At 43.0% G+C, this 15,264-nt stretch carries 13 protein-coding genes; 8 read left to right on the plus strand and 5 right to left on the minus strand.

What is annotated here, in order from left to right; genetic code table 11:
- The first annotated feature begins 88 nt into the window (after positions 1–88).
- Positions 89–1,582, plus strand: a complete 1,494-nt coding sequence (locus tag P2W82_RS17450; RefSeq protein WP_336517203.1) for a sensor histidine kinase — start codon at positions 89–91, stop codon at positions 1,580–1,582.
- Positions 1,583–2,269 carry a response regulator transcription factor gene (locus tag P2W82_RS17455; RefSeq protein ID WP_336517204.1) on the plus strand — a complete coding sequence of 229 codons (687 nt, stop codon included), beginning with the start codon at positions 1,583–1,585 and terminating at the stop codon, positions 2,267–2,269.
- 212 nt (positions 2,270–2,481) lie between these two features.
- Here P2W82_RS17455 and P2W82_RS17460 read toward each other — a convergent pair whose 3' ends face one another.
- Both P2W82_RS17460 and mqnC read right to left on the minus strand, forming a co-directional pair.
- Positions 2,482–2,763 (minus strand): hypothetical protein, encoded by a 282-nt coding sequence (locus P2W82_RS17460; RefSeq protein WP_336517205.1) that lies wholly within the window; start codon positions 2,761–2,763, stop codon positions 2,482–2,484.
- 246 nt (positions 2,764–3,009) lie between these two features.
- Positions 3,010–4,137, minus strand: coding sequence for a cyclic dehypoxanthinyl futalosine synthase (gene mqnC / locus P2W82_RS17465; protein ID WP_336517206.1), 1,128 nt, complete (start codon positions 4,135–4,137; stop codon positions 3,010–3,012).
- A 236-nt stretch (positions 4,138–4,373) separates the two neighbouring features.
- Between mqnC and P2W82_RS17470 the strand changes: the two genes are divergently transcribed.
- From P2W82_RS17470 to P2W82_RS17495, 6 genes are all read left to right on the plus strand, one after another.
- Positions 4,374–5,477, plus strand: coding sequence for an aspartyl protease family protein (locus P2W82_RS17470; protein WP_336517207.1), 1,104 nt, complete (start codon positions 4,374–4,376; stop codon positions 5,475–5,477).
- 80 nt (positions 5,478–5,557) lie between these two features.
- Positions 5,558–6,796 carry a M16 family metallopeptidase gene (locus P2W82_RS17475; RefSeq protein ID WP_336517208.1) on the plus strand — a complete coding sequence of 413 codons (1,239 nt, stop codon included), beginning with the start codon at positions 5,558–5,560 and terminating at the stop codon, positions 6,794–6,796.
- Positions 6,797–7,011: 215 nt separating this feature from the next.
- The gene (locus tag P2W82_RS17480; protein ID WP_336517209.1) at positions 7,012–8,304 is read left to right on the plus strand and encodes a M16 family metallopeptidase; all 1,293 of its coding nucleotides are present in this window, start codon (positions 7,012–7,014) and stop codon (positions 8,302–8,304) included.
- Between the two features lie 177 nt (positions 8,305–8,481).
- Entirely contained in the window at positions 8,482–8,832 is a 351-nt protein-coding gene (locus P2W82_RS17485) for a phage holin family protein (protein WP_336517210.1), read from the plus strand.
- A 125-nt stretch (positions 8,833–8,957) separates the two neighbouring features.
- Entirely contained in the window at positions 8,958–10,958 is a 2,001-nt protein-coding gene (locus tag P2W82_RS17490) for an alpha-ketoacid dehydrogenase subunit alpha/beta (protein ID WP_419555723.1), read from the plus strand.
- A 38-nt stretch (positions 10,959–10,996) separates the two neighbouring features.
- Positions 10,997–11,263 (plus strand): hypothetical protein, encoded by a 267-nt coding sequence (locus P2W82_RS17495; protein WP_336517212.1) that lies wholly within the window; start codon positions 10,997–10,999, stop codon positions 11,261–11,263.
- An 83-nt stretch (positions 11,264–11,346) separates the two neighbouring features.
- Here P2W82_RS17495 and P2W82_RS17500 read toward each other — a convergent pair whose 3' ends face one another.
- The 3 genes from P2W82_RS17500 to P2W82_RS17510 all read right to left on the minus strand — a co-directional run bounded on the left by P2W82_RS17500 (position 11,347) and on the right by P2W82_RS17510 (position 15,164).
- The gene (locus P2W82_RS17500) at positions 11,347–13,128 is read right to left on the minus strand and encodes an ABC transporter ATP-binding protein (protein WP_336517213.1); all 1,782 of its coding nucleotides are present in this window, start codon (positions 13,126–13,128) and stop codon (positions 11,347–11,349) included.
- A gap of 51 nt (positions 13,129–13,179) precedes the next feature.
- On the minus strand, positions 13,180–14,244 hold the full coding sequence (locus P2W82_RS17505) for a serine hydrolase domain-containing protein (protein WP_336517214.1): 1,065 nt from the start codon (positions 14,242–14,244) through the stop codon (positions 13,180–13,182).
- A gap of 95 nt (positions 14,245–14,339) precedes the next feature.
- Positions 14,340–15,164, minus strand: a complete 825-nt coding sequence (locus P2W82_RS17510; protein WP_336517215.1) for a sugar phosphate isomerase/epimerase family protein — start codon at positions 15,162–15,164, stop codon at positions 14,340–14,342.
- Between the last annotated feature and the right edge of the window lie 100 nt (positions 15,165–15,264).

The following is a 15,264-nucleotide window of genomic DNA, read 5'->3' on the forward strand; positions in this document are numbered from 1 at the left end:
TTAATGTAACTTGTATTAAGGTTAATTAAGGTTAATGAGAATATGGCCTTGTAAAAGCTGATGTTATCTTTGATGTGAATAAGAAAAAATGAAACGGCCCATACGATTGGCGATACTAATGGTGATGACGATCCTGGCGATAGCTGGTTTCCAGGCCTATTGGTTGTACGAAAATTATAAGCGGGAAAAGAGTGCCCTGGAATTGAGAATGAATATGCTTTTCAGGGACGCGGTGTTGAAAGTACAGGAATCAAAATTTAAACTTGACGGGCATTTTAACAATGACACACTGATCCGGGAGATTAATATCCGGCCAACCGTTCAACATATGCCAAGGCCTGGTAAGCAGGTAGTGAACATGATGAATATGGTGGAAAGGAAAACCCGGGATAGTTCTGTGAAAAGGCAGGTATTCGTTACTGTCGACAGAAACTCAGTGAAAATGTCAGGCGATTCTTTACCGCTCAATGACGTGATTTGGAGATCAAATGGAAATGGAATGATCAGGCTGTTGTACAGCATCGATTCATTGCAGGATTCCATACGAATCAGGGAAGTTGATTCCGCATTTTCAAAACAACTTGCCGGGAATAAGACAGTGGTGCCATTCCGGGTGTCAAGGAGGCTGCTGAAACCTGATGAACAGCCCGATTTCGGACGAGAAGAAGTGGTAGTCGGACTGAAAGAGCCCATTGCATTCAGCTTTGCGATGGGAAACAGTTTTCCCTACCTCATTAAAAGGATGGTTTCGCCGATCTGGTTTTCTGTGTTCCTTGTCGGATTCACTATTCTTTCTTTTGTATTGCTCTATCGCAACCTGTTGCGCCAGCGAAGACTTACTACTTTAAAGAATGAATTCATCAGTAATGTGACGCATGAATTGAAAACACCGATTGCAACAGTATCAGTGGCTATTGAGGCATTGAGAAATTTCAATGCGTTGAATGATACCCGACGTACAAACGAATACCTGGATATTTCTCAGAATGAGTTACAACGACTGTCCATGCTTGTAGATAAAGTGTTGAAACTGTCTATGTTCGAACAACAGGCTATTCAACTCAACAAGGAATGGTTTGACCTGGCAAAGGTTGCACATGAAGTTGCTGACAGTATGAAACTTCAGATGGAGAGGGCCGGAGCTAAACTTGAGTTTTTTATGCCGGACGCTGAATATATGATCAATGCAGACAAACTGCATATTACAAGTGTCATTTACAATCTGCTTGACAATGCATTAAAATATAGTCCGGAAAAACCTGAAATAAAAATCGAATTGAAACGATATGATGATTATATAGACATGTCAGTTTCAGATAAGGGAATCGGCATTGAGCCCGCGTACAAGCAAAGGATATTCGAGAAATTTTTCCGTGTACCGAATTTTGATAAGCATAACATCAAAGGGTACGGTCTTGGTTTGAGTTATGTTTCGCATATTGCAAAAATGCACCAGGGCTTTGTTGAGGTAGACACGGAACCTGGAAAGGGTAGTCGTTTCTCTGTAAAAATTCCTATCGAAGAAAAAGAGGTGATCCATTACGGCAGGGGAAGAGTAGCTCGTAAAATTAAAATTGGTTAAATGGCAGTCAGGATTTTATATGTCGAGGATGAAGAGTTTCTTGGCAAGATTGTGAGAGAAAGCCTCGAGAGCAGAGGTTTTGAAGTTGTTATGGAAACCGATGGTGCGCGGGTGATGACCAAATTCAGAAACGCATCGCCCGATATTTGCATTCTTGATGTAATGCTGCCAAATAAAGACGGTTTTGAAATAGCAGAAGAGATCAGGAAAATAAACCCCTCCATCCCCATTATATTTCTTACAGCAAAGGTTCAGACAAATGATGTGGTGAAAGGATTTACGATTGGTGGCAATGATTATATCCGCAAGCCTTTCAGTATGGAAGAACTTATTGTAAGGATTGCCAATGCACTTAAACTTAAAAATGATGGCGGCGCAGAAAACCCAAAAGAAGAATTGCATATCGGAAGATATCTTTTTCATCCGCACAGGCAAACACTCAGTTTCAACAACGAAGACCGGAAGCTCTCCTTTCGTGAGTCAGAATTACTTAGACTTCTTCTAAACAGCAGGGATAAAATAATCGACAGAAGAGATATTCTCAATGTTCTCTGGGGTAACGATTCCTTTTTTAATTCGCGCAACCTCGATGTATACGTAGCAAAACTTCGAAGCTACCTGAAGGAAGATGAGTCCTTGGAGATCATTACGATTAAGGGAGTGGGGTACAGGTTTGTGACAGGTTAACCGAGTATGGTATAACGTGGAACGTTAAACGTAGAACGTCAGATCCTGACGACGCAATTTTCTTGCTTATTTCAAAACGTTTTATTTAACGCATTAGCATTCGAATACATTTCGTCTTAAATATCGAACAACAGAAACTGTTGACTGCAATCCAGTAAAGACTAACAAGGTCGGAGGCTTACGTTATACGTTTAACGTTCGACTTTTAACTTTCAACCTATCCTGATTGGCGTACTCACTCCCGCTTGTTTCTGTTTCCTTTGCATAAACCACATAATGGTAAATGTGGGAATAAAATCCACACCGGGTAAGATCTCCTCAGCGAAATTGAAAAGCGTTCCTTTCCAGCTGCCGAAAGTAAGGAAGAATATGAAGGCTGATATAGGAGCCCAGGCTATATCTGTAAATTCACCGAGCACTGGAACAACATAATTCAACATTCCCAATGCGTCCATGAACAGACAGAATGCGAGTGATGGTTGTTTTCTTTTCATACGGGATATCAGTAGAGGTTTGGCCGGGCGGTGGTTGCATGGGAGATGTTAAAATAGTAGGAGGCAGGAGATTTGGAATCTGGTAACTAGTAGCAGGCATTATTACGCAATGGTCATTCTTAATTGTCAATGTTTATTTTAGCAATTTATCATCAGGGGTCTTCCATTTCATGAGGCTTCAGCATTTAAAGCTGTTCACGATATTATAGCAAGTAAAACTTCTGCCTCCGTACTCCCGCCTCCTCACTAATAATCAATTACCTGTTCTTCAATCTCCACCGGTATCTCCCTGTACTCATACTGCTGATTTCTCAGTTGCGGTTCAAACCCTGCTTCACGAATGGCCTCCTGGATAGTACGGTAGGTAAAGCGATGCGGTGCGCCGGCGGCACTTACCACATTTTCCTCAATCATGATGCTTCCAAAATCATTGGCACCGGAATGCAGACATATCTGCGCCACCTGCTTTCCTACAGTCAGCCATGAAGCCTGGATATTATTGATATTGGCCAGCATGATGCGACTGATAGCAATCATCCTGATATACTCGTCAGAAGTTGTCAAGTTATGTACACCACGTATGCGCGTAAGTAAGGTATCCACATCCTGGAAAGTCCATGGGATAAATGCGAGAAAGCCTTTTGCTCCTGCAGGTTTCCGGCTTTGTACTTCGCGGATTTTCACCAGGTGCTCGAATCTTTCTTCGATCGTTTCAACATGACCAAACATCATCGTTGCTGAAGTAGTAATCCCCAACTGATGGGCTGCAGCCATCACATCCAGCCATTCCTGGGCACCGCATTTTCCTTTGCTGATCAATCTTCGCACACGATCAACTAAAATCTCTGCACCCGCGCCAGGCAGAGAGTCCAGGCCCGCCTTCTTCAGCTCCTTCAAAACCTCGGTATGTGTCGACTTTTCCAGCTTAGTGATATGCGCCACTTCGGGCGGACCGAGTGCATGCAGGCGTATATCAGGGAATTCAGCTTTAATGGAACGAAAAGTCCGGGTATAAAATTCCAGTCCCAGTTCCGGGTGATGACCTCCCTGTAGGAGCAACTGATCGCCACCGTATTTCAATGTTTCCCGGATCTTTTTCCGATACGTATCCATATCGGTGATATAGGCCTCAGGATGCCCCGGTATTCTATAGAAATTGCAAAACTTACAATTGGCAATGCAAACATTAGTGGTATTTACATTGCGATCGATCTGCCAGGTTACTTTCCCTGACGGAACTCTTTTTTTACGGAGTTCGTCTGCAACAAACATTAATTCTGTAAGCGGCGCTGTTTTGAACAATTGAATACCTTCTTCCTTAGTCAGGAAGCCACCTTCGAGCGCTTTTTGAAATAATTCCTCGTTACCGGCCATTCTTTTTCTTTCAGGAGCACAAATGTACAAAGCAAAGCGGCGCTGCTGCAAACGGATTGGCCAGGTTCTGCCAAAATCAACGAAATATTGATTATTTTGAACTTTGGAGCAGCGACTGTATCGTGCTTTGCCATCTTAATGCTTTGATGAAACTGACCCCTCTTTTACTACTGTTGCTTTTAACCGGAAATTGCCTGACTGTCCCGGCCCAGGAACAGCAGCCTGAACCGAGGGCCATGTTTAAGACAAGGTTTCCTTTTACAATGCTCAGCGGCGGAGTAATCATCATCAGAGCCACCATCAATAACTATAAGGACAGCCTGAATTTCATCCTCGACACCGGTAGCGGTGGCATTTCGCTCGATTCAACCACCTGCGAGGAATTAAATATTCCATTAAAACCTTCCGATGTTACTATACGCGGGATCGCCGGACTCGTCAAAGTGAAATACCTCTATAACGGGAAGCTAAATCTGCCTGGGTATACGGTAGATGGATTAAACTTTCATGTAAATGATTATGAGATCCTTACGAGCGTATATGGAGTAAAAATTGATGGTATAGTAGGTTATAGTTTTTTGAATCGTCATATTGTCAGGCTTGATTATGACTCACTTCAGGTCGAAGTTTTTTCTCCGGGAGAGTTCAAGTACCCTCGCAATGGTTATGTGTTGAAGCCGCTGATTTCTTCCATCCCAGTCTTGAATTTCAGGTTCAGAGACAGAAAGCGTTTTGCTAACCGGTTTTATTTCGATACCGGCGCAGGACTCAGTTTTCTATTATCCAAGGAGTTCGCAAACGACAGCAGCGTTCTTGCTACGAAAAGAAAGCCAGTATTAACGCAGGCGGAAGGGTTGGGTGGAAAAATGAGTATGAGCCTGACAGTCGTAAAGGAAGTTGCGGTCGGGCCGTACAAATTCAAGAAAGTGCCCACTTTCATATTCGATGATCTTTACAATATCACCAACTATCCTTTTTTAGGAGGTCTGGTCGGGAATGATCTGCTGAGACGTTTCAATGTGATATTGAATTATCCCAAGCGCCAGATTCATATCATTCCCAATAAGCATTTCAACGATTTCTTTGATTATGCCTACACGGGTTTGGGCATCTACTATATTGAGGGTAAAATAGTTGTGGAAGACGTGGTGCCTCAATCGCCGGGTGACGAAGGCGGCTTCAGGTCAGGCGATGTGATCGTTGCTATCAACAATAATTTCAGTAACAATATTCAGACTTATAAAGCCATGATGCAGACCCTGGGAGAAAGGTTAAAGATTGTCATTCAGCGTGATGGTGAACTGGAGGTCCTTTATCTAAAACCCAAGAGCATCCTGTAAGAGCTTTCTTAAAATTCCAGTTACCAGGGATTGGTATTAACTTGCAGCCTTTTCGTAGCTAAAAGTCTGTCCCAATTACTATGATTAAATATGATCGGTTTCAACTGAGTAATGGATTAAGAGTACTTGTACATCATGATGAAAACACACCGATGGTTGTTGTTGACGTGATGTATGATGTAGGCGCGCGTGATGAAAATCCGGGCAAAACGGGGTTTGCGCATCTGTTTGAACATCTGATGTTCGGCGGTTCGGTTCATATTCCTGAATACGATGAACCACTGCAGCGTGCAGGTGGAGAAAACAATGCATATACGACTAACGATCTCACCAATTATTATTGTTCTCTACCTGCTGATAATATCGAAACCGCTTTCTGGCTGGAAAGCGATCGCATGTTGAGTCTTGCATTCAGCAAAAAAAGTCTTGATGTACAACGCAAAGTTGTGGTAGAAGAATTCCGCGAACATTATATCAATAAGCCTTACGGCGATGTCTGGCATCAGCTCAGGGCTTTGGCATACCATGTTCATCCATATCGCTGGATGACGATCGGTAAAGAAGTGTCGCATATTGAAGAGGCAACGCTTGAAGACGTAAAAGGATTTTTCGCAAAACACTATACACCTGCAAATGCGATTCTTGTTGTTGCAGGTAACATCACGACCGATAAAGTAAAAGCGTTGGCAGAAAAATGGTTTGGAAATATTCCTGGCGGAGTGAGATACAACAGGGAGTTGCCAATGGAACCAGAACAAACATCAGCGAGAAAAAAAGAAATCCATGCTGATGTACCTCTCGACGCCTTTTATAAATGCTGGCATATGTCTGGCCGACTGGATAAGCGCTATTATATGGCAGATCTCGCCAGCGATATTCTTGGTGGCAGTAGTTCCTCAAGGTTGTATCAGCGCCTCGTAAAAGAAAAAAAGTTATTCAGTCAGATTGGTTGTCATCATTTCGGAAGTATCGATGCAGGACTGATGGCGATTGAAGGAAAACTGATCAAAGGGGTGGATATGCTGGCTGCAGAAGCAGCAGTCGAAGAAGAACTAACGCAGATGAAAAATGAATTGCCATCAGAAAAAGAATTGCAGAAAGTGAAGAACAAGACCGAGAGCATGATGGCTTTTGAGGATATGAGTCTTACCAATCGCGCCAACAGTCTTGCCAATTATGAATTACTGGGTGATGCCGGCCTGATGAATTCCGAACTGGGAAGATATCTCGAAGTAACGGCCGGGGATATACGTGAAGAGTGCAGCCGGATTTTCCAGGAAAGCAATAGCAGTACGCTGTATTATTTCAGTAAGAAGTAAGGAGGAGTTGAAAGTTAAGGTCTAAGGTTGAACGTTAACTGTCGCGGTTGCAAAACGAATCAGTGAATGGCGAGGCAGGCTGCAATCGGAACAACGATAAAAATTAATTGTATTCAGCCCTGAAAGGGCGACATCGAATAGCCCTGAAAGGGCGATATCCAATAGCCCTGAAAGGGCGACATCCAAAAGCCCCCGGGGCGTTAAAAAAATTGACATTGCAAAAAACAGCATTAAACAGAAAGAAAGAACCTGCGATAGTAGAGGCCGTGAAGATGGATCTCCATCTGAAGCCCTATGATCATTTTGTGTTGGATAATCATATACCCGTATACGCGATAGAAGCGGGCACACAGGATGTTATGCAGGTGGAACTGGTATTCTTTGCAGGTAACAGCTATGAAGACCAGAACCTTGTGGCATCAGCAACGAATGCCATGCTTAAAAACGGAACCTCAAAAAAATCCGCGTTTGAGATCAGTGAGTATGTTGATTTTTATGGTGCATATTTAAGTACGAATTGTTATAACGAAACTGCTACGGTTACCCTTCACTGTCTTACAAGATATCTTCCGGATCTTCTTCCATTGATCAATGAAATGGTGAGTGATCCTGTATTTCCGGAGCAGGAACTGGAGATTTATAAGATGAACATGAAACAGCGGCTGGAAGTAAATCTCAAAAAATGTGATGTCGTTGCAGAGAGATTAATCGATGAACATCTGTATGGCGCTGAACATCCGTATGGTAAAAACAGTTCTATCGAAGCATACAATGCACTACAGGTTGATCAGCTGAAAACATTTTTTGAAAGATATTATCGCAACGGAACATGCATTGCTTTTTGCGCCGGGCATTTGCCGGCAGACATTGCTCCGTTATTGAATAAATACATTGGCACACTTCCCGTTTCCGAACAAAAGCCAAAAGAGAAATCGTTGATATACAGACCATCCGCTGAAAAGAAATTCAGGGTGATGAACGACCCTTCTGGTGTGCAGGGTGCCATACGCATTGGCAGGCCTTTTCCTTCCAGGCACCACCCGGATTATCAGAAAGTCCAGGTGCTGAATACATTGTTTGGTGGGTTTTTTGGCTCACGCCTGATGAGTAATATCCGTGAAGATAAAGGATACACCTACGGCATATTCAGTTTTATTCAGAATCATATCAACGATACCGCATTAGTAATAAGTACAGAGGCCGGCCGTGATGTTTGCGAAGCAGCAATCAAGGAGGTATATCTCGAAATGAAAAGACTTCGTGACGAATCCGTTCCCGCAGAAGAATTGGATCTTGTAAGAAACTACCTGATGGGAACGATTCTTGGTGACCTGGATGGTCCTTTCCATATCATCAGTCGCTGGAAGAATATCATTCTGAGCGGTCTCGATGACAAATACTTTTACCGTTTCATCGACATCATCAGGAATGTTACTCCTGCAGAGCTTCAGGAACTTGCCAATAAGTATTACCGGGATGATGATTTTTATGAGTTAGTGGTGATTTGAGGTTGAAAGTTTAACGTATAACGAAGAACGCTGGTCGCTGGTCGCTGATAGAGCTAAAATGTCATTTTCTCAAAACTTTTCCATTTAGGGGTAGTAAATGTGTCCACTTAGGCTAACGTTTAACGTACAACGTTGAACGTTAAACTTAAAATTTGTTACCTTAATAAAAAATAGGTTATGGGCTTCATCATCCGGTTGTTTTTTTCCTGGCTGGCTGTAATCATTGCTTCATACATACTTCCCGGTATTCACATCAATGATTATTTTTCTGCACTGATTTTCGCGGCAGTTCTTGCACTGCTGAATGTATTCCTGAAGCCTTTGCTGGTGATCCTTACGATACCTATTACTGTTGTCACTCTTGGTCTTTTCCTTCTCGTGATAAATGCATGTCTTATTCTTCTCGCTGCTCATTTTGTAAAGGGCATCACTGTCGATAATTTCTGGTGGGCGCTGCTATTCAGTCTTGTCATCTCGCTTATTGTTTCCATTTTTGAAAGCTTCGACAGGAAAGTAAATAAGAAGTAAGTAGTAAGCGGTAAGTAATAAGAAGGAAGAGCCGGTGTAAAGCGACTAGTTTCCATTTTCCACTTTAAACATTCAACTTTGAACTTCTTTGCTATCTAATCATTCTCCCCGACCTTAGTGTAATGATGCAATTCGACAGGAAAGATTTATCGGATGAAACGCTGATTGAGTTTTTCAGAAAGCTATTGCTGCCAAGAATGATCGAAGAGAAAATGCTTGTACTTCTCCGGCAGGGAAAGATCAGCAAATGGTTCAGCGGGATCGGGCAGGAAGCAGTAGCCGTGGGGGCAACGCTTGCGCTTGAGTCAGATGAATGGATCATGCCGTTGCATCGCAACCTCGGCGTTTTTACAACGCGGGGAATGGAGCTTGAAAAATTATTTCTTCAATGGCAGGGTAGTAAAAACGGATTCAGTAAGGGACGTGAACGCAGCTTCCATTTCGGATCTGCAGCTCATCATGTTTGCGGGATGATATCTCATCTTGGTCCGCAACTGGCCATTGCAGATGGAACCACCCTCGCGCACAAGCTCAGCAATCAGGATAAGGTTTCACTTGCATTTACAGGAGAAGGTGGCACGTCCGAAGGAGATTTTCATGAAGCGTTGAATGTGGCATCCGTTTGGGATTTGCCGGTAATTTTTATCATTGAGAATAATGGATATGGATTGAGTACTCCTGTGAATGAACAATATCGCTGTGAGCAACTGATCGACCGTGCGAAGGGTTACGGAATGGAATCTGTCAGGATCGATGGAAATAATCTGCTTACTGTGTATGATACAGTAAAAGGCGTTCGCGATTATTGCATAAAAAATCAACGGCCTTACCTGATTGAATGCATGACGTTCAGAATGCGTGGACATGAAGAAGCCAGCGGTGTAAAATATGTGCCTGCGCATCTGTTTGAAGAATGGGCACAGAAAGATCCGGTCACTAACTATGAACATTATCTCATCGACCAGGAGATACTTTCACAGGAAGAAATCAATGCGATACGCGAGTCGCTGAAGCAGTACATCGATAAGGAATTGAAAGCAGGATTTGCTGACGATCCCATAGTTCCGGACACAAGTGCGGAACTAAATGATGTTTATGCTTCGGTAACTGAAGTACAACAACAAAATGAAGATGCTCTAATCCTTGCTGAACGGGATGCTGAACAACCTGTTCGCCTGATCGACGCCGTTAAGGAAGGTTTGTACCAGTCTATGCAAAAGCATGAGAACCTGGTTCTGATGGGCCAGGATATTGCGGAATATGGCGGAGCATTTAAGATTACAGAAGGATTTGTTCATCGCTTTGGAAAGGAACGCGTCCGCAATACACCGTTATGTGAAAGTGCAATTGTAGGAATTGCTTTGGGTCTGAGCCTGGAAGGATATAAATCGATGATGGAAATGCAGTTTGCGGATTTTGTCACCGTAGGATTTAACCAGATCGTCAATAACCTTGCGAAGATCCATTACCGATGGGGGCAAAAAGCAGACGTTGTCATCCGGATGCCAACCGGCGGTGGAGTAGGCGCCGGGCCTTTTCATTCACAGAGCAACGAAGCCTGGTTTGTACATACACCGGGTTTGAAAGTGGTTTATCCTTCTACACCGGAAGATGCAAAAGGGTTATTGATTTCAGCATTTAACGACCCGAATCCGGTAATGTTTTTTGAACATAAAGCATTGTACAGGGCGGTGAGTGGTAAGGTGCCTGTTGAATATTATGAAACTCCCATTGGGAAAGCAAAACAGGTAATGAACGGTGATGATCTCAGTATAATTACTTATGGTGCCGGCGTTCACTGGGCGACTGATTATGCCGCAGATCATCCCGAAATTTCAATTGATATTGTCGACCTGAGAACATTACTTCCGATCGATTGGGAGGCCGTTCAGAACTCGGTTATACGAACCGGTAAGGTGATCGTTTTGCATGAAGATGTATTGACCGGTGGTATCGGGGGAGAGATAGCAGCGTGGATCGGCGAGCATTGTTTTAAAAACCTTGACGCGCCGGTGAAAAGATGCGCAAGCCTGGATAGTCCGGTTCCATTCAATATTCAGCTCGAAAATAATTTTCTTGCAAAATCAAGACTGGATGCGGTTGTAAAAGAATTACTGGAGTTTTAATTTTGTTCCAGGATGGAGATGTCCGCAAAAAACAAAAAATGGATGATTTAAAAATACGCTGCCCGAAATGCCATTGGCAGCCGGATGGAAAACCACATTGGTCCTGCAGTTGTGGTACGATCTGGGATACTTTCAGCACAGGCGGCCGCTGCCCCGGTTGCGGGAAGCAATGGCACGACACGCAATGTATAGTTGATGCTGGCGGCTGTCAAAGCTGGTCCCCACATCTGGATTGGTACGAAAACCTGGATGATTTTGTAGAGGAAGTAAAAGAAGTACTGAAAGAACCGGTTTCCGTTGAATAACCTATCAGAACAATTACTATTTTCGGAAATCTCTCAACCTGCCGGCAGGCAGGCTTCTGCTGTCTTCCGTCTGCTGTCTGTAGTCACAATTCATCAACCAAAGTCTCTTCCGTAACTTTCGGAACTTCTCTTTCACCGATCTGTTGTCGCCACATAGCATAATACAATCCCTTCTTCAGCAGTAACTGATCATGTGGTCCTTCTTCAACAATTCTTCCCTTTTCAAGAACATAAATGCGATCCGCATGAAGAATAGTCGACAACCTGTGCGCGATTATGACGGTGATCTGCTGATGTCTTTCAGAAATTTCCCTCACAGTTTCGGTAATTTCTTTCTCGGTAATGCTGTCCAATGCTGATGTAGCTTCATCAAAAATCAGGATTCTGGGCTGACGTAGTAGAGCTCTTGCTATTGCGAGACGTTGTTTTTCTCCACCCGAAATCTTCTTACCTCCTTCCCCAAGCATGGAGTACAAACCTTCTTTTTTCCCGCCGATGAGTTTTAATGCTGAAGCCTTGGTTATTGCCTCCATCATTTCTTCATCCGTAGCATCGGGCTTTACAAACAGAAGATTATCCCTGATGGTTCCCGAAAACAGTTGTGTTTCCTGCGTCACAAATCCCAGCTGCCTCCGCATAAGATTATAACGGATATCCATAGCCGGGATTCCATCATAATAAATCATTCCTTTTGTTGGCATGTACAAGCCGACCAATAATTTCACGAGCGTAGATTTCCCCGAGCCGCTGGGACCAACGAAGGCAATAGTTTCTCCACTGTTTACATTGAAGTTCAGATTTTCCACTGCATCAACCTGCGCATTTTTGTATCTGAAATAAACTTTATCATAGCGGAGTTCACTTAATGTACCCAACTCCACCGGATCTTCAGGACGATATTCGGGTTCCTTCAACATCAGCTCATTGAAAATTTTCAGAGAGGCTTCAGCTTCACGATAAGCAAGGATGATATTGCCGAGATCCTGCAAAGGGAAAATGATGCGTGTTGATATAAACTGCATCGATATTAATTCTCCCGGCGATAAGAGTTTTCTGAAGATCAGCCAGAGCAGAATAAATAAAATCGACTCTTTTAACAACATCAGTATTGAACTCTGTATAAAGCTGAGTTTGCGAACCTGTTTTACTTTCTGCATCTCCATGTTGAAGATGTTTTCGGTAAATCCTTTTAATCTCCTGATCTCTGGATATGTCAGCCCCAGACTTTTTACGAGTTCGATATTACGGAGTGACTCTGTAATCGAACCGCTCAACTTATTCGTCTCCTTAACAACAGCACGCTGAATTTTTTTGATCTTCCGACTAAGTAGACTGGTTAAACCACCGAGAACAACAACACCGATCAGGAATACAGGAATCAGGGCCCAGTGCTTGGTAACCGCATACCATATCAGAAACGCAATACCTACGAATGATGAAAACAGAACTGTGATAAAGGAACTCAGAAATCTTTCATTATCAGTTCTGACTTTCTGCAATATGGACAGCACCTGGCCGCTGCTGGTTTCTTCAAATTCCTGGTAGGGCAAACGAAGCGTGTGGCGAAGCCCCTCATTAAAAACGGACATGCCGAATTTCTGTACAATCAGTCTTGTAACATATTCCGTAAAAGCCTGTGCAATCCGGGCGAGGAGTGCAATACCGACTGCAAGCGCAAGCCATGGAAGTACGGCTCTTACCGGATCTTCCATAGTATTGCCCGTTTTATCAACAGCAAATTTGTCGATGATGATCCCGAAAATGACCGGATCTGTAAGTTGTAATACCTGGCCAACGGCAGAGAGGAATAAAGCCAGGTAAAGCCAGCTTTTGAAAGGTTTCAGATATTGCCAGATAATCTTCATAACAGACGAATAGTTATGGATTAACAATCAGGCCCTAAAAGTGTTGATTCATCAGTTGTTACTTAGCAATACAGATTCGAATTTTCTCACCAGTCTTCCCAGTTCCGGATACGCATTATTGCTGAGCATAATAATCGTTTTATGCTTTCCAATATAACGAATGATGATCGTGGTGTATCCCGGATTTTCGCCCGTATGCATCACCGTTTTTCCCGTCTTCGGATCGTCGATTAATTCCCATCCAAAACCATATGCAGATAGTGTACCATCATTCAATTTCATTGGATTGAACGCCTCTGAAAGGGTTGATTGCTTGATCAGGTGGTTGGTGTACAATTCTTCATCCCAGAGTAAAAGATCAGCAGCAACGGAACTTATTCTCCCTGGCCCTTTTCGATTACCCAACCAGATCGTATAATCAGCATCCGGGAATGAATCTGCCCGTACATATCGGTTGGATGATTCGATCCATTCAAATCCGCTCGTAAAATTTTTTGTCGCTTTTTTTTCCTTCGGGCTACGGATATCAGTTGAACGCATTTTTGCAGGAATAAAAACCCATTCGCGACAAAGTTGTATGAAATCACGCCCAGCTGCTTTTTCGGCTATGCTGGCCAGTAATACGTAGCCGGTATTGCTGTATTTGTATTTTTCTCCTGGGATAAACAAAACGGGTGGAGCATAAATACGCAGGTATTCGAGGATTTCAGTGTTCCCTGCCACTTTGGTTTTGTCCCAGTGCTTGTCCATGATCTCCTGGTAATCTGGAAGTCCGCTGGTATGCGTAAGTAAATGTCGTATAGTTATGCCTTTGTAAGGTATATCAAGGTATTTACTCACAGAATCATCGTAATTCAGCTTTCCTTGTTCCTTCAGTTTCATAATGATGAAAGCAGTGAACTGTTTTGACACACTTGCGAGCTCAAAAATGTCTGAGGCAAGTAAAGGCGTACGCACATTAAGATCACGATAGCCAAAGGCTTTGTGGTACACAGGTTTGCCCTGATCGGCAACAAGCACAACACCGTTGAATTCTTTTTCAGCATCCATCACACTATCGGCAAATCTGGCAAAAGCTGTCTGAGCATTTGATCTACCTGGAAAAAATTGCAACATTATTATACTCGCCGCAGTTAATGCATAACGGATCGTACTGATCTGAATCAGTAAGTTGAAATTGATTTGATTGAATGAGTTCCCGCGAATAGTGTCTATTTAAGTGATTTCAGATAAGTAAGACTTTGCGGAACCTGTTCCATTGAACGCGAAGATTCATCTTCTATAAAATAATGTTTAACACCAGTCTTTTTAGCAGCTTTCATTATTTCTGCTATACCCACATCACCCTGTCCAAGTATAACATTGGTCTCAACGTCTGCATGGCCTTCCTGGTTGCCGGGAGTTCCTGGTTTTCTATCTTTGAGATGCATCAGCGGAAATCTTCCTTTGTATTTATTCAGCAATGCCACCGGATCCTGGCCGGGATGTTTAATCCAGAACACATCCATTTCAAAATTGGCATACTTCGGGTTCATGTTCTTTGCCATATAATCGAACATCGTTCCGCCCTCATATGGTCCGAATTCAAATCCATGTGCATGATAGCAAAGACTTAGTCCATTTTCAGCAAGAGTTTTGCCTGCAGTATTAAAAACTTCGACCGCTTTTTTTGCATCGGCGATAGTAAACTCATTGTTGTTATGCGGTATCCAGAAACATACAACATATTTTGCGCCGAATGCTTTTGCTTCTGCAATCACACCAGGTAAATCTTCCTGCAGTTTTTTGAAATCGGCACCGATACTCACCATTTTTAATCCGAGTTTATCCAGCAAAGCCTTGTAGTCGGTCATCGCCATATTGTAAGTACCGCCACCTTCCAGTTCCGTAATACCCATCGCTTTAATTTTTTCAAGCGTACCCGGCACGTCTTTCGGAACCTGGTTGCGGAATGTATACAATTGCACACCGATGGTTTGTGCATCAGCAATAATAAATCCGGAAGCTAACATCAGAATTAAAAGCATTTTCTTCATGGCAGGAAATTGTTAGGTGGAAAATACGTAAAAAAGTGAGAAGTGAGGAGAGCGGAGTCAGGAGAATTAGCTGGTTGATTAGGAAAAAGCAAAATACTGT

It is taken from the genome of Pollutibacter soli (assembly GCA_029269725.1).
Taxonomy (GTDB): domain Bacteria; phylum Bacteroidota; class Bacteroidia; order Chitinophagales; family Chitinophagaceae; genus Pollutibacter; species Pollutibacter soli.

What these genes read in the sequence shown, in the direction of transcription:
- P2W82_RS17490 (WP_419555723.1), top strand. Translation starts at nt 8,958, where the DNA reads ATGCAATTCGACAGGAAAGATTTATCGGATGAAACGCTGATTGAGTTT.
- P2W82_RS17495 (WP_336517212.1), top strand. Translation starts at nt 10,997, where the DNA reads ATGGATGATTTAAAAATACGCTGCCCGAAATGCCATTGGCAGCCGGAT.
- P2W82_RS17450 (WP_336517203.1), top strand. Translation starts at nt 89, where the DNA reads ATGAAACGGCCCATACGATTGGCGATACTAATGGTGATGACGATCCTG.
- P2W82_RS17500 (WP_336517213.1), bottom strand. Translation starts at nt 13,128, where the DNA reads ATGAAGATTATCTGGCAATATCTGAAACCTTTCAAAAGCTGGCTTTAC.
- P2W82_RS17470 (WP_336517207.1), top strand. Translation starts at nt 4,374, where the DNA reads ATGTTTAAGACAAGGTTTCCTTTTACAATGCTCAGCGGCGGAGTAATC.
- P2W82_RS17460 (WP_336517205.1), bottom strand. Translation starts at nt 2,763, where the DNA reads ATGAAAAGAAAACAACCATCACTCGCATTCTGTCTGTTCATGGACGCA.
- P2W82_RS17475 (WP_336517208.1), top strand. Translation starts at nt 5,558, where the DNA reads ATGATTAAATATGATCGGTTTCAACTGAGTAATGGATTAAGAGTACTT.
- P2W82_RS17485 (WP_336517210.1), top strand. Translation starts at nt 8,482, where the DNA reads ATGGGCTTCATCATCCGGTTGTTTTTTTCCTGGCTGGCTGTAATCATT.
- P2W82_RS17505 (WP_336517214.1), bottom strand. Translation starts at nt 14,244, where the DNA reads ATGTTGCAATTTTTTCCAGGTAGATCAAATGCTCAGACAGCTTTTGCC.
- P2W82_RS17510 (WP_336517215.1), bottom strand. Translation starts at nt 15,164, where the DNA reads ATGAAGAAAATGCTTTTAATTCTGATGTTAGCTTCCGGATTTATTATT.
- mqnC (WP_336517206.1), bottom strand. Translation starts at nt 4,137, where the DNA reads ATGGCCGGTAACGAGGAATTATTTCAAAAAGCGCTCGAAGGTGGCTTC.
- P2W82_RS17455 (WP_336517204.1), top strand. Translation starts at nt 1,583, where the DNA reads ATGGCAGTCAGGATTTTATATGTCGAGGATGAAGAGTTTCTTGGCAAG.